The sequence below is a fragment of the Sphingomonas daechungensis genome, from assembly GCF_014489495.1.
GTDB classification, from domain to species: Bacteria; Pseudomonadota; Alphaproteobacteria; order Sphingomonadales; family Sphingomonadaceae; genus Sphingomicrobium; species Sphingomicrobium daechungense.
Window position 1 is genome coordinate 144150 of record NZ_CP060780.1, and the last position, 16366, is coordinate 160515.

A 16366-nucleotide genomic window follows, 5' to 3' on the forward strand; every position below is an offset into this window, starting at 1 on the left:
CTGTTAGCGCTACCAATCATGCTCGCGCAAGGGCTTCTCCAAGTTGCCATCGTTCTAGAAGGCGCAGCGGTCTTGAGGAACGTTTGCGCTGGCGATGCGAACGTCCGACACGGCAATCGTCAGTTGTCCGGATGTGCTCATCACCAGAGGCGTGCTCACCTTCGCCATGTCCGCGCCCGCCTTGGCGAAGCAGCGAAGCGGAATGGTGAGCGTCTGCCACGAGTCTTTCGCAGAGGACCGCAGAGTATCGGTAACCGGCACGGAGACGCCCTCCATCCCGACCGTGACGACGGAGGATGGCGCCGAGCGCACGCTATACTCCACCTGCAGGCTGAGTTCTGCATTGGTCTCCCGCGCAATGTCCAGTGGCTGGTTCGTGGTCAGGCGCACCGACTGCATCGCTCCACCGTTGAAGGTGAACAGACGCGTATCCTCCTGACCGCGGCGATCGATCGCGCGAGCGTTCACGCCGGGCGACGTGGCGAACGACCAGCCGGTCGGCAATGCGCCTCGAGCGAAATAGACGCCGTCGGCGCCCGCAGCACCCGCAGCCGGCTTTTCCTCGGAAAGCTTGGGAACGCTGACCTTGTCAGCGAAGGTCAAACCATAGCCGAAGGCGAACAGAGGATCGTAGTTCGCGTCCCCACGGTTGAGCGGGGTCTGGTCTGCTCGCCGCGGCCAGCTGAAGGAAAGCTTGCCGCGGAAGTCGTACCGCACGTTTCCTGCGCTATCCCGGAACAGCACGTCGCTGATGCCGCCCCTTCGCTCCCCGGCAGGAATGCCGCAACGAACGCGTCGGATGAATTGAGTTCCGGGTTCACCCACATCGGACGTCCCGAAAGGAAGACCGAAACCGTCGGAATACCGGCCGCCTTCAGCTTGCGGAGCGTTTCAAGAGCACTCTTGTCGCTTGGGCTGAATTCGAGCGAGGGGCGGTCGCCGACCATTTCGGCGTAGGGATTCTCGCCGAACACCACGATCGCCACATCGGGCTTGCGCGAATAGCTTCCGTCGGTGCTGAGAGTGGCCGTCCCGCCGGCGGCTTTCACGGCATCCTCGATCCCGCTGAAAATGGACTGAGCATGCGGGAAGTCGGCCTTGGTCAGGTCCGTTCCTTGCCACGTGATCGTCCATCCACCGGACTGCTTGCCGATGTTGTCCGCGCCGTCACCCGCAACCAGGACGTTGGTCTTTGGAGACAGCGGAAGGAGCTGGCCCTCGTTCTTGAGCAGGACCAGGGATTCGCGCACCGCCTGCCGCGCAACGGCGCGATGTTCGGCCGAGCCGAGCAGGTCGAACCGGCCTGCATACGGGCGGGTCGAGGAGCGCCCTTGTCGAATAGATGGGCACGCAACTTCACGCGCAGGATTCGACGAACCGCGTCATCGAGCCGAGTCATGGGGATCTCGCCCGATTTCACCTGTGCGAGCGTGCTGTCGTAAAGACCCTTCCAGCTGTCGGGCGCCATGAACATGTCCAGGCCCGCATTGACCGCCGCCGGACAGCTCGTCGTCGTGCAGGTCGGAACCTGCCCATGACCGTTCCAGTCGCCGACGACGAAACCGTCGAAGTGCATGTCGCCCTTCAGCCTGTTCGTCAGGAGCTCACGATTGCCGTGCATCTTCTGTCCGCGCACACTCGAATATGACGCCATGACCGTCTGCACGCCGGCTTCGACTGCGGGTGGATATCCGGCGCCGTGAATGTCCCTGATCTGCTGATCGGTGGAAGGATTGTCCCCCTGGTCCTTGCCATTCGCCGTGCCGCCGTCGCCGACGAAATGCTTGGCCGTCGCAATGACCTTGCCGGGCCCAAGGAACTCCGGTGTTCCGGCGACCCCCTGAAGACCTTCCACCATTTTGCCTGCATAGGAGCGGACGATTTCGGGATCCTCCGAGAACCCTTCGTAGGTCCGCCCCACCGGTCGTCGCGAACGACAGCGAGCGTCGGGGAGAAATCCCAATCGATGCCGGTGATTGCCATTTCCTTGGCGGTGACCTCACCGATCTTCTTGATCAGTTCCGGGTTGCGCATTGCACCCAGGCCGATGTTTTGCGGGAAAATCGTCGCGCCGACGATGTTGGCATGGCCGTGGACCGCGTCGACGCCCCACATCACCGGGATCTTTTCACCCGCCCACGCGGCGGAATTGCCTGCGTTCCAGAAGGAATCGGACAGTTTCAGCCACTCGGCGGCCGGCGCTTTCTCGTTCCCACCTGGCGCGCTGTTTCCGCCGGCGAGGATCGAGCCGAACTTGTACTTGCGCATGTCTGCCGGCGTCACGCTGGAGATGTCGGGCTGGACGATCTGCGCGACTTTCTCCTCGACCGTCATTTTTGCGAGAATCTTGTCGATTCGCGCTTCCTGCGCGGGATTGAGAGCCACGCGGCTATGGACGTTGGGCCAAGCGTTCGGATTTGCCGATGCGTTGGGCTGCGCCGCCCCGCAGTACTCGCAAGAAGCCCGACAATCGCGAGCGCACGCCAGCCCGCTCCCACGCGCAAATACCCCATCAATGTCTCTCCCCGCTTGCCTTGGTCCGGATGCCGGTGCATCCCGTTCCACGGCAATGATAGCGCTATCATTAGCAACCGTTGTTGCGGTTCGAAAGCAATGATTGCGCGGGCGCGGGGGCGGGACTTGAAGGCAATGCTGCGTCAGTTCGCTGTGATGCTATTGCTGTGCTTCAGCACGCCTTCGTTTGCAGGGTCGCCGCTTCCCAAGATCGAGACGAGGGACGGCCGGCACGCCTTGTTTGTGGACGGCGCGCCGTTTCTCATCCTCGGCGCGCAGGTGAACAATTCGAGCAACTACGTGGCGGCCCTCCCGCAAGTCTGGCCAACGGTCCGGACGCTTCGGGCGAATGCCGTGGAAATGCCGGTCGCGTGGGAACAGATCGAACCGCAGGAAGGCCGGTTCGACTTCACGTTCGTCGACGAACTTCTGAAGCAAGCACGCGACAATGACGTCCGGCTGGTGTTGCTCTGGTTCGGCACCTGGAAGAACACCAATCCGCAATACACGCCCGAATGGGTGAAGTCCGACACGCGGCGCTTCCCAAGGGAGATCGCGCCGAACGGAAAGAGCTACTTCGTCATGTCGGCGCACGGGCGCGCGACACTCGAGGCCGACAAGAAGGCATTCGCAGCCCTGATGTCACATCTGCGCGGGGCCGATCCGCAGCACACCGTCATCATGGTGCAGGTGCAGAACGAGACAGGCAGCTACGACATCCCGCGCGATTTCTCCCCGACCGCGCAGCGCCTGTTCGCGCAACCGATCCCGGCGGAGCTGGCCCGCATGCTGCGCAGGAGCGGCACCTGGTCACAAGCCTTTGGCGCCACAGCGGATCAGGCCTTCAACGCCTGGCATGTTGCGCGTTACGTCGATGAGGTCGCCGCCGCGGGCAAAGCAGAGCTGAACCTGCCGATGTATGCGAATGCGTCGCTGTCCGATCCGTTCACGCTCGAAGGCGTGCTTCGGACCGCGAGCGGCGGGCCGAACTGGAACGTCATCGACATCTGGAAAGTCGCGGCGCCGAACATCGATATCCTGGCACCCGACATCTACTCCTCCGACTACGCCAAATATGCCGGCTGGATCGGTCACTATCGGCGACCGGACAATCCGTTGTTCATTCCAGAAACAGGGAATGACGTGCCGTTTGCCCGCTTTTTCTGGCTCGCGCTCGGCAATGGGGCGATCGGCTGGTCCCCGTTCGGTATGGACACGACCGGCTATTCGAATTTTCCGCTTGGCGCGAAACAGCTCGACGCGGAGACGCTCGACGCCTTCGCTTCCAAGTTTGCCTTGCTCGCGCCGATCTCCCGCGATTGGGCCAAGCTGGCGTTCGCTCACCCGACGGCCGGATTCGCCAAGCCGCAGGACGCGTCGGATCAGACTGCGGTTCTCGGCAAATGGAAGATCACCGCAATGTACGGCCGTTGGCAATTCGGCCAGCCCGAATGGAACGGCATGACCATGTCGCCGAAAAAGGAACTGCCGGTCGGCGGCGCAGCGATCATTCAGCTGGGCGATGACGAATTCCTGATTGCTGGGACCGACCTCCGGCTTGGCTTCTCGCTCGACAAGCCAGGCGGTGACCAGTCACAGTTCCTGAGCGTCGAAGAAGGAACCTACGACAAGGGCCGTTGGGTCATGGCCCGGCGCTGGAACGGCGATCAGGTCGACTACGGACTGAATCTTGCGAAGCCGACACTGTTGAAGGTTCGGCTTGGAACCTATCGCTGAAGAGGATGCGAATGCGACGTTCTGTCACCCAAATCACTGCAGGCTTCCTCATCTGCAGCAGCACCGCCGCTTTGGCGCAGACCTGGAAGCAGACCGCTGACGGCGTGATCGTCTCGCCCGCGAACGGTTCGGAAAAGGTGGTTCGTCTGCAAGTTTACGGCGACGGGATCATCCGCGTCACTTCGGCACCGACGGCGAACATTCCCGCTGCGGGCAGCCTCATGGTTGTAGCGCGTCCGCTTTCGAACGGCTTCACCGTCTCGGACGCACAAGGCCATGTTACGCTGACAACGCCGAAGGCTTCAGCGGACGTCGACCTCGCCACCGGAAACGTAAGCTTCCGAGATGCTTCCGGAAAAGCCGTACTAGTCGAAAGCGGACCACCGGCATTTGCCGACACGTCCGCGGAGGGACAGCCCTTCCTGTCCGTGACGCAGCAGTTCAATCGCGGAACGGACGAGGGTTTCTACGGCCTCGGCCAGCATCAGAACCGCCAGATGAACTACAACGGCGAGGACGTTGAGCTCGCCCAGCACAACATGGACGTGGCGATCCCGTTCGTCGTCTCCACCCGAAACTACGGTCTCCTGTGGGACAACAATTCCATCACGCGGTTTGGCAATCCGAAGCCCTATGCCTTTGTCGGACAAGAACTGAAGGTCACCGGTGAGGGCGGCCAGCCGGGCTTCACCGCACATTATTTCCTCGGCGACCGCGAGGTCGTGACCCGGCAGGAACCGGCGATCGATTACCAGTACATCGAAGATCAGTCGAAGTGGCCAGCCGAAGCAAAAGCGCAGACCACGGCCGCGACGTCTGGGCAAAACACCGCGGGCAATGCCGTCGGCAAGCAGCGCGTCGTCTGGACGGGCACGATCCATCCGACTGCCTCAGGGACGCACAAGTTTCGCCTGTACTCGTCGAGCTACGTGAAAGTCTTCGTCGACGGGAAAGAAGTTCTGCAGCGCTGGCGACAGAACTGGAACCCTGGTACCATAATTACGACCTGCCGCTTGTCGCGGACAAGCCGGCCGATGTCCGCGTCGAGTGGGAACCGAATGCAGGCTACATCGCGCTCCTTCACAGCGACCCGTTGCCGGATGCCGACCGCCATTCGCTGACGCTTTCGTCGGAAGTCGGAAAAGCGCTCGACTATTACTTCATTGCCGGCGACAGCATGGACGGCGTCATCTCCGGCTACCGGACGCTGACCGGCAAGGCCCCGATCCTACCCAAATGGGCGTACGGTTTCTGGCAGAGCCGCCAGCGTTACAATACGCAGGACGAACTGCTCGGTGTCGTCCGCGAGTATCGCAAGCGCGGCCTTCCGCTCGACAACATCGTCCAGGATTGGTTCTACTGGCCCGAGGACAGCTGGGGATGCCACTGCTTCGATCCGAAGCGCTTCCCGAACCCGCAAGCGATGGTCGACGACGTGCACCGCGCGAACGCGAACATCATGATTTCTGTGTGGGCCAAGTTCTATCCGACGACCGATCACTACAAGGAATTGGATGCGGTCGATGGCATCTACCGCCGGATGGTCACACCGCCGGCAGATGCAACCCCGGACTTCATCAAGGCCAATTTCCGCGACTGGGTCGGCCCGGGCTACGCGAGCGCCTTTTACGACCCCTATAATCGCAAGGCGAAAGACATCTATTCGCGGCAGATGATCGATAGCCTCGGCGTGAAGAACTTTGACGCCTGGTGGCTCGATTCGGACGAGCCCGATTTCCATTCGAACCTGTCGATCGAGGAACGACAGCGGCGGATGGGTCCTACGGCAGTCGGCCCGGGAGCCGCTTTCTTCAACTCCTTCCCTCGCGTTCACGTTGACGGCGTCTATTCGAACCTCGTTCGCTTCAAGCCTGACGTGAGGCCGTTCATCCTGACGCGCTCCGCCTTCGGAGGGATCCAGCGCGACAGCGCCGCAGTCTGGTCCGGCGACGTCGCCTCGCGGTGGGACGATTTACGTGACCAGGTCTCGGCGGGCGTAAACTTCTCCATGTCCGGCGTTCCGAACTGGACCCACGACATTGGCGGCTTCGCGAACGAAGAGCGCTACACCAAGCAGGACCCTGCCCATCTGGCCGAGTGGCTCGAGCTCAACACCCGCTGGTTCCAGTTCGGCGCCTTCTCGCCGCTCTTCCGCAGTCACGGGGAACCGCCGTTCCGCGAAATCTACGAGCTCGCGCCAACGGGCACCCCGACGTACCGGTCAATGGAATGGTACGACCGGCTCCGTTACCGGTTGATGCCGTACATCTACACGCTCGCCGCCGACACGCACTTCAATGACGGCTCGATCATGCGTGGGCTTGTGATGGACTTCGGCGATGACCGGAAAGCGTGGGACGTCGACGACGAATATCTCTTCGGTCCAGCCTTCCTCGTTGCGCCCGTCACCGAGTTCAAAGTCAGGGAGCGCAAGGTCTATCTTCCTGCGAATACGAAGTGGTTCGACCTTTACTCGGGCCGTAGTTTCGAGGGCGGCCAGTCGGTCACGGCGTCAGCACCCTACGAGCGGATGCCAATTTTTGTCCGCGCTGGGTCGATCGTCCCTGTCGGACCGGCCATTCAGCACACGAAGGAAGGCCAGAACGGCGCCATATCTTTGCAGATCTATGCGGGAGCCGACGGCAGTTTCTCTCTCTACGAGGACGATGGGGTCAGCCACCAGTATCTTAACGGCGCTTTTTCTCGGATTCCGATCCGCTACGACGACGCCAGTGGAACGCTGACGATCGGCACTCGCGAAGGCGGCTACCCGGGGATGAGTGCCAATCGGACGATCCGCGTTCGGTTGATACAACCGGGTCGCGCCCGCGCGCTCGATCTCGACCAGGCCGACAAGACAGTCGCTTACGACGGCAGCAGCAAGATCGTCCGCCTACGCGACTAACGCAGAGGCATGACTGCGGACGAGCGCCTGGGTCGAGGCATCGCTGTCGAAGACGCTGTACCAGCCCTGCGGCTCGTGCGGCGGATCGCCCAGATAGGCCGTGTCGCCGCGGACAAAGAGATGGTCGGCATGTTGCGCGCGCCCCTCCCCGCCCCACGCCCAGAAGTTTGATCCGGCGATCGGACCGCCCTTCTTCATGCTTTCCGCTACGGCGCCGTAGATCAGACCGTAGAACCGGTCCTTGAACGTCGTCGCGGCCGCGGGATCGAAGCTTCCGCCGTCGCGAGGAAAACCGAATTCCTCGATGATCAGCGGTTTGCCCAGCCGTTTGGCAATGGCTGTTTGCGCGGCGATATACTCCAGCGTTTTCGCCTCTACCGTCGGCCAGGTTCCCGCGAGATCCTTCGGATCCGCCCAGCTCCAATTCTGCGGCCAGATGTGAGCCGTCACATAGTCCACTTCTGGAAATTCATGCGCGTGAACCACGCAGTCGTCCCGGCCGATGCACCCCTGGGTGCCTTCGCTTCCTGTCGAGACAAGATGGTTCGGGTCGATCGACTTTATCAGGCGAGCGGTCGCGCCGATCCACGCCAGATAGGCCGACATTTGCTTGAGAGCGACTGCATCGCTTCCACCAGGCCGTGGCTCATTCGCGAGCTGCCAGCTCATAATCGCCGGATCCTTGGCATAAGCCTTGCCCGTCACCGTGTTTGTCCGGCCAACCACGGCACGGACGTAGTCGTGGTAGAGATTGACCGCCGGTACGCTGGAATAGAATTGCGAGACCATGTCCGGAAATTCCGGCCACGGATGCGCCGCATCGTTCATGTTGATGTAGCGCCCACCGTTCGTCCAATAGAGGTAGGTCATCATCCCGCCCGACCACTCCCAGAAGTTTGTCAGGTAGATGACGGCCCGCATCCCTCGGCGTCCCAATTCGGCGAGCGCGAAATCCAACCCGCCGAGAAGTGTTTCGTCGTAATGATTCGACTGCGTTCGGAACGCCGGTGTGATCGAATTCTTCAGCGGCGAAAGTTCCGACGAACCGAGAATTCGCACGTTGCTGATCCCTAGCGCCTTCAGGCGATCAAGCTCGCGCTTCAGCCGGGCTCGATCGCCGAATGGCGCATCCGCGCCGAGATAAGCGGCGTACCACATGTTCGTTCCGGCAAACCGGTACGCGTCCGGTCCCACCCGAAGAATGGTCCCTTCCCTTCGGACGAACGGCGGCGCCGCGCCAAGGCTACGAGGTGCCGCCGCGCCGATGAGGAGCGAAAGGCCGGTGCTGAGGACTTCACGACGTTCCAACATCCGCGCAGCCTACGATGGACGAGGCTGCGCACCAAGACGCTTGCTAAGGAAGCTTGAGCAGACGATCGAGCGACACCTTCCCGCCCCGAGAGCGATCAGCGGAAGCAGCAGGCCGGCCCAGCTCAAATGCGTCGGCCACGCATCGGGATAGACGAAGATCTCGATGACCAAGGTCATGACAAGCAGCGCGGTGGCGCTGAAACGGGTGAACAAGCCAAGGGTCAGAAGAATCGGGAACAAATGCTCCGAATATGTTGCCGCATAAGCCGCGATCTCGGCTTGATCAGTGGCAACGCATAGTCGGTGCGAAATAGTTCGAAAGCGGTGTCATTGACCGTCAGCAATCCGTCGACCTTGGTGCGTCCCGACATGAAAAAGACCGAAGCGATTCCGAGCCGCTGAACGAGCAGTAGCAACGACATCGGCAGCAACGTTTCGGCGGTGCCGGCAAAGAGATCGTAAGGCTTGCGCCACAACGGCGCGGCAGCTTGAGTGGCCATGTCAGTTCCTTTCGGATGGGGCGGCGAATGCGCCCAAGTTGAGGAGGGATGCGAAGACTGCCTCGGCGCTCTCGCCGGGATGGAGGCGTGTCGATGCCGCAAGGCTTTCGGCCACGCTCTCGCCAAGCCGAACTCCGGACAGGATGCGGTGAGCGGAAGCTCCAATGCGGGGGTATGCATCAGGAACGCGGAGGGCCGCGCGAACAAGGCGCCTTCGGGCTTCCAGTCAGGCTCGATCACGGAAGGAACAGGCCGCTGGTGGGCCAGCCAGATGCTCATTGCCGGCGTTTGCAACCACCGGAATCGAACCGCTGGATGAAGCTTGACTCGAAGTGCGCCGGTATCGCCGCCCAGTTCGGTCAGCGCCTCCGCGTCGGCCGCCATCAGGCATTCGACGTGCAGTCGCTCAACACGAGCTACGTCAGGGAGGTACGGCAGGTCTCCGATCCATGGCTGCTGGCCAAGCCATTGTGCGAAGTCGGCCCCGTACAGCGCCAGAACGGGCGTCTGGGCGGCTTGGCTTGCGAGAATTCGACAGCGATTCCTTCGAACATCTCCTCGCCAACGATTTGCTCGACGACGGGGAAATTCGACCGCAGGGCCTCGACCGCACCGTGGATGACGGTGTTGCGATAGACCGAGAGCGCTCCCGTCGCCGGATTGTCGATCGCGCCAACGAACTGGCGCTGGAAGCTGATGAGGTCAGGCAGCAAGGCGAAGCCCTCCGTCGAGAATGGCCTGCGCGCGGTCGCGCTCGTGGATGAGTTCGGCGAAAGCCGGGACATTGCCGTCGCGCTCGATTAGCGTCGGGCGCGGGCCGGTCCGGGCGATCAGTCCTTCGTAGAGCGCCCAGACGTCCTCGCTGATGGGCTGATCGTGGCTGTCGATCAGCAAAGCGCCTTCAGCGTCGAGGCTGTGGCCCGCGAGATGGATCTCTCCGATTAGCTTTGCCGGTATGTCGAGCAGCCAGGCGGCGGGGTCGAAGCCGATGTTATTTGCGCCGACCGCAACATTGTTGATGTCGACCAGAAGTTTGCAGCCGCTCCGGCGGGCGAGCTCGCGAAGGAAGCTGGTCTCGCTCCAGCGGTGCTGGTTGAGCGGCAAATAATGGGTCGGATTCTCGATCAGGATCTCGCGCCCGAGAGCATCCTGCACGCGGCCGATATTGGCGCTGAGGCAGGCGAGCGTCTCATTGGTCCTCGGCAGCGGCAGCAGGTCCGGGAAGCTGCGACCATCGAAGCGCGACCAGGCCAGATGCTCTGAGACCAATGCCGGCTCGAACCGATCCACGAGCGACTTGAGGGCATCGAGGTGATTGGGGTCGGGTGCCGACGGACTTCCGAGCGACATGCCGACTCCATGCAAGGAGATGCGGCGATCGCGTCGGAGCTGCTCCAGCATGGCCAGGCGGGGCCCGCCCTCGACCATGTAGTTTTCGGCATGGACTTCAAACCAAAGTCCCACCGCCGGCGAGGCCAGCGCTTCGCTGAAGTGCTGTGGCTTGAAGCCAAGGCCGGCGGTGGGAATCATGGCGTTACCGGGCGGTCGGGGTGAGTGAGCCGTTGCCCTTGGGCGTCTTGATCGACGCGCAAGTGCCCTTGGCGACATACTTCCAGGCGTTACCGGCATAGTTCTTCTTGGACGTTCCGGCGCAGCTCGTGCCCGCACCGGCGGCGCAGTCATTCTTGCCCGCGAGCGAAATGCCGTAGCACTTGTCCTTGGTCGGCTGCGGCTTCACCGGGCCGGCCGTCGACGCCGTCGCTGCGAACGCGCTGAGAGCCGTTGCGGTGACGATCGTTGCAAAGGTCTTCATGTCCTCTTCCTTTCAGTTCGGTTTCCCGGGCATCATGATCGCGTTCGAGACGCCGGAGATGAAATGCCACTTCGGCATGATCTCCATGCATTCAGCCCATGACAGCGCCCGCCGCCGTCATGCTTGCCCATCCGTTCGAGGCGACGAATGGGTTACGTCCCGAAACGAAAATCGCTTTCGCCCGTAAGCGGATGCTGCTGTAACCAGCGCAGCGGAGCGTCCGAATGAAGCAGCATGACAAGGCGGATCTGCTCGAAGCCAAGCTGCACGCGCTGATGGTTGCCGGCTTGAGCGGACATTCCAGCGCGTACCAAGCTTTGCTGACCCTGAGTGCGGAGCGGCTTCGCTCCTATTTCGGCCGTCGGCTCGCCGGGCGAGAATTTGATGTGGAGGACCTGGTGCAGGAAACGCTGATCGCGGTGCACCGAAAGCGCGCGACCTACGATCCGTCTTTGCCGTTCACGGCCTGGCTGCACGGAATCGCACGCTATCGCCTGATCGACTTCCTTCGGCGCGACAAGCGTGGCGTTGAGGTACCGGTGGAGGATGGTTTCGACACCGCCGACACCGACGCGTTCGAAGCCAGTCTCGCCCAGATCGACCTCGACGCCTTGTTGGCCGATCTCTCTCCGAACCAGGTTGCGGCGATCCGGCTAACGCGGATCGACGGCTATTCGGTTCGCGAAACTGCCGAGATGACCGGCCAGAGCGAGCCGGCCGTGAAGGTCAACGTCCATCGTGGGCTCGGCAAGCTTGCCGCCAGAATCAAGGGCACCGGCGATGCGAACTGAAGACCTCATTGCCGATCTGGCCGCCAGCCCCACTGCAACTGCGAGCCCGTCGCGTGGCTTCGCCGTGGCCTTGGCAGCGGGTTGGATTATTGCGCTGCTGGGCCTCGTACTATTCCTCGGGTCGCCCCTCTCCGCGGTTCCGAACACCGGAATGCTGCCTTTCGCGGTGAAGACCGGATTTGCCGTCGCTTTTACTGCCGCCGCAATCTCGGCTTCACTCGCTGCCGGCAGACCCGGGCAAAAGCTGGCGCTTAGAGCGACGCTCATTGCGATCCCGTTTGCTGTCTTGCTCGCACTGGCAATTCTTGAGCTGACGTCGACGGCCCGGTCCGATTGGCCTCAGCTATTTTTTCGGACGACCTATGCGACATGCATCACCGCGATTGCGCTGGCGAGCCTCCCTGTCCTTGCCGCCGCGCTCTGGGCCTATCGCGAGATGGCACCCACCCGCCCTGCACTTGCAGGCCTTTTGGTTGGTCTCAGCGCAGGCGCTGCCGCAGCCGTCGCTTACGCGCTGTACTGTCCGGAGACGACGGCCGCCTTCCTCCTGGCAGCGTATACTCCCGCTGCTCTTGTGCCGGCGCTTGCGGGCTGGCTTGTCGGACCGAAACTGCTGCGCTGGTAGTGCGGATGCATTGAGGTCATGCCGAACCGGTATGGCCGCTCTTGTTTCGGATGTGTAAGTAGTTCCAACCTCGATGGCGAGGGGACGCGCTCATGGAAATGCAGCAGGTTCGCTATTTCGTTGCCCTTGCCGGCACGCTGAACTTCACGCGTGCGGCCGAGCAGTGCAACGTCAGCCAACCCGCCCTGACCCGCGCGATCCAGCAGCTGGAGCATGAATTGGGCGGTCCGCTGTTCCATCGCGAACGCGGCAACACGCATCTGTCCGAGCTTGGCCGAATGATGCTCCCCTATCTGCAGACGGTCGAAGAAAGCTGCCGCGCCGCGCGCGACCAGGCCAAGGCGGTCAAGAAGCTTGAGCAGGCGACCCTGACGATCGGCACGATGTGCACAATCGGCCCGCAGCTCGTGTCCGACCTCCTCGTGCGCTTCCAGGCGCAGCATCCGGGTGTCGAGGTCCGGATCATCGATACCGGCGCTCCGCAAATGATCGAGCTTTTGGAAAAGGGCGATCTGGAAGTCGCGATCGTCGGTGTTCCGGGCGAATTGCCCGACACTCTTCACCAGCTGCCGATTTTCGAAGAACGGTTCGTCATCGTTCTGCCGCCCAATCACCGGCTGGTCGCTCATGATTTCATCCGGGCGGCCGAACTCGACAAGGAGCCCTACGTTAGCCGGACAAATTGCGAGGTGTTCGAACCCGTCCGCAAGGAGCTGTTTGCCCGCAACATCTACCTTCGACAGGTTTTCAGCTCGCCGCGGGATGACTGGGTCCAAGGCATGATCAAGGCCGGGCTTGGTCTCGGCTTTTTCCCGGAATTCAGCGTTACCGATCCCGATCTGGCCGTGCGGCCACTCGTGGAGCCGAGCTTCACCCGGACGATCTATCTCACGACCGTTCGCGGCCGGCCGCATTCGCCTTCTGTCGGTGCGTTTGTACAGGAAGCGCGTCGCTATCCCTGGCCCGCGTCACGAATGGCTGGTGCAGGCGACACAATCACCCTCCGCCAGCAGGTCATGACAGTCAGCTAGTGCGTTCAACGACGCTGGCAGACCGCTGTAGATCGCGATCTGCATCAGGATCTCGACGATTTCCGACTTGCTGAGACCGAGCTTCTGGGCAGCCTCCACGTGCGTGCGGAGTTGCGGACTGGCATGGCCGAGGCTCGCCAAGGAGGCGATCGCGACGATCTCTCGATCGCGATAGCTGAGCGCCTCGCGGGAGTAGAGATCACCAAACGCGAACTCGACCACCATTCTTGCAAAGTCGGGGGCGACCTCGGCGATGCGGCTTGTCTTGAGAAATCTCTCCAACGATCCGGACGACAGGTGCTGAACGACATCTACGCCACGACGATAGCGCTCACTCATCATGCAATCTCCGGTGGGGCGAGTTTGACTCCAAGCAGTGCGGCCAGGCCAAGTGCGGCGAAGACGCCGGCGACCGCCGCAAACCAGCCGATCCGATCGAACAGCTGGCCGACGACCGCCGCTCCGGCGAGGCCGCCGCAGTAATAGGATGACAGGTAAAGACCGCTCGCCGCAGCCTTGTCGCCGCGAGCGATCCGACCGACGTGCCCTGTTGCTACCGCTTGAGCGAAGAACGTCCCGACACCGACCAAGGTCAATCCCGCGACCACTGCGTAGAGATTGGGCAGGAGCAGAAATCCCAAACCGAACAGCGCCACAAGGAGGCTCCCGGCAGCAGCAGGCCCCGGACCCCGCTTGCGAACAAACGATCCCGCCATCGGCGTAGTTATCATCGAAGGGAGGAACACGAGAAAGACCAGTCCGAGCGCGGTCATCGACAGCGAAAGCGGCGGCTTCATCAGAACGAAGCCGACGTAGGTGAAGACGCCGATGAAGCCGAACAGGATCAGGAAGCCGATCGCGAACGTCCGCCGCAATGCCGGATCCGACAGATGCTCGAGCCAGGCATTCCAGAACCGGCCTTTGCGATCCATTGGCTCCGGCGTGTTGCGGTGAAGCGCGACGCTCACGAGTGCGGCGCCGGCGAGGTTCAGCAAGGCGAAGAACAGGAAGCTGTGCTCGGCGCCAACCAGGCTCGCGACGAAGGCGGCGGTCAGGCGGCCGATGAGATTGCTGGCGACGACGCCGGTTACATACGCGGCGAGTGCATGCGCGGTCCGAACTTCGCAGCGCTCCGCCAAGTGCGTGAGCGTCAGGGTGAAGGCCGCGGCCATGAAGAGGCCCTGCACTACGCGAAGGATTGCGAAAACGGTCAGGTTCGGCGCGAATGCCAGTGCCGCGGTCGGTACGGATAGAAAGAGCAGGCTCAGCGCGACCGCGCGCTTGCGCTCGATGTTCGCGCTGAAGACCCCAACGAGTAGCCCGGAGATCGCCATTCCCAGGGTACTGGCGTTAGCGGCCAGACCGATTTGCGCGGGCTTTACGCCATAGGAGGCAGCCAGGCTCGGCAGGATTGCCTGCGTGGCGAAGAGATCGACCAGAGTCAGAAAGCCGATCACTGCGATCAGCAGCGACCGATTAGCCGAAAGTCCTGGCATCGCTGGTGCCACCGCAGAGCGCGCGAGGTCTGTCATGATCAGATCCTGAAAGAAATGGCGTCCCGCCCGAGGGGCAAGGGCGGGACGCCTGTGGGCCGGCGGGGAGCTAGGGCCGGCGGGGTTCGTTAGCCGTGGAACACGTCCGACGAGAGGAGAACCGCCGGCTCCTTGCCGTGGTTTTCCCAATAATGGCTGAGACCGTCGGCCTCGCGGCTGATCTCGCCGGCCTTGTGCTCGATCGGAGCGCCGCAAGCACTGCTGTGTTCGGTGATCGATCCGCTGACCACATAGATCAGTGCCGGGCGATCCTTGTGGCTGTGCAGCGGCACGATGCCGCCGGGCTGGACGACCAGCCGACGGGTGCGCAGCTGGCGGCCGTCCACGTTGATTTCCGGTCCAAGCTGAATGGCCGCGAGCACGTCGTCGGTGACGCCCTTCGGCATCCTCGGGGCGTTCGCGAGATCGCTGGTGCCGGGGTCGTGCACTGGCCGGCGACTGCGGGGGTCGCGAAGCTGGCGGCGGCAACGGCAATGGTGGCCGTCGCGAGCATGGTCTTGAGATTGAACATTGCCGTCTCCTTGAATTCGATAATTTGTCTCATCGTGAAGGCCGGTCTGCAGGATGGGAGAGAGTGTCTTCGGTCCCGTGCGCCATCGGCTGAGTTGCCGGCCTTCACGACGCTTCATCAAATTACGGAGCCGGCCTCTTTCGCGGAAATCGCAATGCCGCATCGACTTCATGCACGAAGCGCATTTCCAACAATTGCGCGTGTAACCGATCCTAAGCGCTCAATGGATTGGAGTGCTTGGACATGGACATGCAGGTTCACGGTATGACGGAGGTCGAACGTCCGCTGGCCGGCAAGGTCGCCGTCGTCACCGGCTCGACCAGCGGCATTGGCCTCGGGATCGCGCGCGCTTTCGCGGAATCTGGCGCCAACGTCGTGATCAACGGCCTCGCAGAACAGCGCGAGATCGACTTCGTGTGCGAAGAGCTGGACGGCATTTGTCCGGCCAGCCGCATCGCATACAATGGCGCAAACCTGATGAAGGCCGACGAAGCGACCGGCCTCGTCGAGGAAACGATCGTAGAGTTCGGCGGCATCGACGTCCTGGTGAACAATGCCGGGATCCAGCACGTCAGCCCGATCGAAAGCTTTCCGGCCGAGAAGTACGAGGCGATCATCGCGCTTAATCTCTCGGCGAGCTGGTACACCTCGCGCGCCGCCTTCGCCGCGATGAAGGCGAAAGGCTACGGCCGCATCATCAACGTGGCGTCCGCCCACGGTCTGGTCGCTTCGCCGTTCAAGAGCGCCTACGTCGCCGCCAAACACGGTATCGTCGGCCTGACCAAGACGCTCGCGCTCGAGGGCGCGGAGCATGGCATTACCGTCAATGCGATTTGCCCGGGCTATGTCTGGACGCCGCTGGTCGAGAACCAGATCGACGACACCGCGATGGCTCGCGGCATTACTCGCGAGCAGGTGATCCGCGACGTCCTGTTGGCTGCCCAGCCGAACAAGCGCTTTGCGGATGTCGAGGAGCTTGGCGCATTGGCGGTGTTCCTGTGTGGGCCGGGTGGTCGTTCGATTACCGGGACTGCGCTCCCGGTCGACGGCGGCTGGACGGCGCACTGAGCCCATC

At 62.4% G+C, this 16366-nt stretch carries 16 protein-coding genes and 2 pseudogenes; 7 read left to right on the forward strand and 11 right to left on the reverse strand.

The window, feature by feature from the left end:
* Nucleotides 1-54: 54 nt before the first annotated feature.
* The 3 genes and pseudogenes from H9L15_RS16505 to H9L15_RS19975 all read right to left on the reverse strand — a co-directional run.
* Complete coding sequence (locus H9L15_RS16505) at nucleotides 55-603, reverse strand: putative glycoside hydrolase (RefSeq protein ID WP_223276366.1); 549 nt, start codon at nucleotides 601-603, stop codon at nucleotides 55-57.
* Complete coding sequence (locus H9L15_RS16510) at nucleotides 600-1250, reverse strand: glycoside hydrolase family 3 protein (RefSeq protein ID WP_223276367.1); 651 nt, start codon at nucleotides 1248-1250, stop codon at nucleotides 600-602. The genes H9L15_RS16505 and H9L15_RS16510 overlap by 4 nt, the downstream gene beginning before the upstream one ends.
* Before the next feature lie 167 nt (nucleotides 1251-1417).
* Nucleotides 1418-2334, reverse strand: a pseudogene (locus H9L15_RS19975) (glycoside hydrolase family 3 protein); the annotation flags it as partial.
* Nucleotides 2335-2649: 315 nt separating this feature from the next.
* Here H9L15_RS19975 and H9L15_RS00775 point away from each other — a divergent pair.
* The 3 genes from H9L15_RS00775 to H9L15_RS16525 are packed head-to-tail and all read left to right on the forward strand — an operon-like array spanning nucleotide 2650 to nucleotide 7156.
* On the forward strand, nucleotides 2650-4251 hold the full coding sequence (locus H9L15_RS00775; protein ID WP_187714843.1) for a DUF5597 domain-containing protein: 1602 nt from the start codon (nucleotides 2650-2652) through the stop codon (nucleotides 4249-4251).
* 11 nt (nucleotides 4252-4262) lie between these two features.
* Nucleotides 4263-5372, forward strand: a complete 1110-nt coding sequence (locus H9L15_RS16520) for a PA14 domain-containing protein (RefSeq protein ID WP_223276368.1) — start codon at nucleotides 4263-4265, stop codon at nucleotides 5370-5372.
* A complete protein-coding gene (locus H9L15_RS16525; RefSeq protein ID WP_223276369.1) occupies nucleotides 5345-7156 on the forward strand; it encodes a glycoside hydrolase family 31 protein in 1812 nt (603 codons plus the stop codon). The genes H9L15_RS16520 and H9L15_RS16525 overlap by 28 nt, the downstream gene beginning before the upstream one ends.
* On the opposite strand, the gene H9L15_RS00785 is transcribed toward H9L15_RS16525, so the two are convergent.
* From H9L15_RS00785 to H9L15_RS00805, 5 genes and pseudogenes are all read right to left on the reverse strand, one after another.
* Complete coding sequence (locus tag H9L15_RS00785) at nucleotides 7145-8467, reverse strand: glycoside hydrolase 5 family protein (protein WP_187714844.1); 1323 nt, start codon at nucleotides 8465-8467, stop codon at nucleotides 7145-7147. The two genes, H9L15_RS16525 and H9L15_RS00785, sit on opposite strands and share 12 nt — an antisense overlap.
* Before the next feature lie 43 nt (nucleotides 8468-8510).
* Nucleotides 8511-8889, reverse strand: a pseudogene (locus H9L15_RS00790) (DoxX family protein).
* A 494-nt stretch (nucleotides 8890-9383) separates the two neighbouring features.
* Entirely contained in the window at nucleotides 9384-9680 is a 297-nt protein-coding gene (locus H9L15_RS00795) for an HvfC/BufC N-terminal domain-containing protein (RefSeq protein ID WP_187714845.1), read from the reverse strand.
* Nucleotides 9670-10497, reverse strand: a complete 828-nt coding sequence (bufB, locus tag H9L15_RS00800) for an MNIO family bufferin maturase (protein ID WP_187714846.1) — start codon at nucleotides 10495-10497, stop codon at nucleotides 9670-9672. Before bufB ends, H9L15_RS00795 begins: the two co-directional genes overlap by 11 nt.
* Before the next feature lie 4 nt (nucleotides 10498-10501).
* A complete protein-coding gene (locus H9L15_RS00805; protein WP_187714847.1) occupies nucleotides 10502-10780 on the reverse strand; it encodes a BufA1 family periplasmic bufferin-type metallophore in 279 nt (92 codons plus the stop codon).
* 224 nt (nucleotides 10781-11004) lie between these two features.
* Between H9L15_RS00805 and H9L15_RS00810 the strand changes: the two genes are divergently transcribed.
* The 3 genes from H9L15_RS00810 (at nucleotide 11005) to H9L15_RS00820 (ending at nucleotide 13227) form a co-directional block, all read left to right on the forward strand.
* Complete coding sequence (locus tag H9L15_RS00810) at nucleotides 11005-11571, forward strand: sigma-70 family RNA polymerase sigma factor (RefSeq protein ID WP_223276370.1); 567 nt, start codon at nucleotides 11005-11007, stop codon at nucleotides 11569-11571.
* Nucleotides 11561-12196 carry an NrsF family protein gene (locus H9L15_RS00815; RefSeq protein ID WP_187714848.1) on the forward strand — a complete coding sequence of 212 codons (636 nt, stop codon included), beginning with the start codon at nucleotides 11561-11563 and terminating at the stop codon, nucleotides 12194-12196. Before H9L15_RS00810 ends, H9L15_RS00815 begins: the two co-directional genes overlap by 11 nt.
* Before the next feature lie 92 nt (nucleotides 12197-12288).
* Nucleotides 12289-13227 (forward strand): LysR family transcriptional regulator, encoded by a 939-nt coding sequence (locus H9L15_RS00820; RefSeq protein ID WP_187714849.1) that lies wholly within the window; start codon nucleotides 12289-12291, stop codon nucleotides 13225-13227.
* Here the strand turns inward: H9L15_RS00820 and H9L15_RS00825 are convergent.
* The 3 genes from H9L15_RS00825 to H9L15_RS00835 form a co-directional block, all read right to left on the reverse strand.
* Nucleotides 13165-13566: a carboxymuconolactone decarboxylase family protein gene (locus H9L15_RS00825; RefSeq protein WP_223276371.1), complete on the reverse strand. Its 402-nt coding sequence runs from the start codon at nucleotides 13564-13566 to the stop codon at nucleotides 13165-13167. The genes H9L15_RS00820 and H9L15_RS00825 overlap by 63 nt on opposite strands.
* Nucleotides 13566-14759: an MFS transporter gene (locus H9L15_RS00830; RefSeq protein WP_187714851.1), complete on the reverse strand. Its 1194-nt coding sequence runs from the start codon at nucleotides 14757-14759 to the stop codon at nucleotides 13566-13568. Before H9L15_RS00830 ends, H9L15_RS00825 begins: the two co-directional genes overlap by 1 nt.
* An 89-nt stretch (nucleotides 14760-14848) precedes the next feature.
* Complete coding sequence (locus H9L15_RS00835; RefSeq protein ID WP_223276372.1) at nucleotides 14849-15208, reverse strand: cupin domain-containing protein; 360 nt, start codon at nucleotides 15206-15208, stop codon at nucleotides 14849-14851.
* Between the two features lie 326 nt (nucleotides 15209-15534).
* Here H9L15_RS00835 and H9L15_RS00840 point away from each other — a divergent pair, with 326 nt between their 5' ends.
* Nucleotides 15535-16359 carry a 3-hydroxybutyrate dehydrogenase gene (locus tag H9L15_RS00840; RefSeq protein ID WP_187714852.1) on the forward strand — a complete coding sequence of 275 codons (825 nt, stop codon included), beginning with the start codon at nucleotides 15535-15537 and terminating at the stop codon, nucleotides 16357-16359.
* The last annotated feature ends 7 nt before the right edge of the window (nucleotides 16360-16366 follow it).

Coding starts and splice junctions, on each gene's coding strand:
- H9L15_RS00775 (WP_187714843.1), top strand. CDS start 2,650: ATGCTGCGTCAGTTCGCTGTGATGCTATTGCTGTGCTTCAGCACGCCT.
- H9L15_RS16520 (WP_223276368.1), top strand. CDS start 4,263: ATGCGACGTTCTGTCACCCAAATCACTGCAGGCTTCCTCATCTGCAGC.
- H9L15_RS00785 (WP_187714844.1), bottom strand. CDS start 8,467: ATGTTGGAACGTCGTGAAGTCCTCAGCACCGGCCTTTCGCTCCTCATC.
- bufB (WP_187714846.1), bottom strand. CDS start 10,497: ATGATTCCCACCGCCGGCCTTGGCTTCAAGCCACAGCACTTCAGCGAA.
- H9L15_RS00805 (WP_187714847.1), bottom strand. CDS start 10,780: ATGAAGACCTTTGCAACGATCGTCACCGCAACGGCTCTCAGCGCGTTC.
- H9L15_RS00810 (WP_223276370.1), top strand. CDS start 11,005: ATGAAGCAGCATGACAAGGCGGATCTGCTCGAAGCCAAGCTGCACGCG.
- H9L15_RS00815 (WP_187714848.1), top strand. CDS start 11,561: ATGCGAACTGAAGACCTCATTGCCGATCTGGCCGCCAGCCCCACTGCA.
- H9L15_RS00820 (WP_187714849.1), top strand. CDS start 12,289: ATGGAAATGCAGCAGGTTCGCTATTTCGTTGCCCTTGCCGGCACGCTG.
- H9L15_RS00825 (WP_223276371.1), bottom strand. CDS start 13,566: ATGAGTGAGCGCTATCGTCGTGGCGTAGATGTCGTTCAGCACCTGTCG.
- H9L15_RS00830 (WP_187714851.1), bottom strand. CDS start 14,759: ATGACAGACCTCGCGCGCTCTGCGGTGGCACCAGCGATGCCAGGACTT.
- H9L15_RS00840 (WP_187714852.1), top strand. CDS start 15,535: ATGGACATGCAGGTTCACGGTATGACGGAGGTCGAACGTCCGCTGGCC.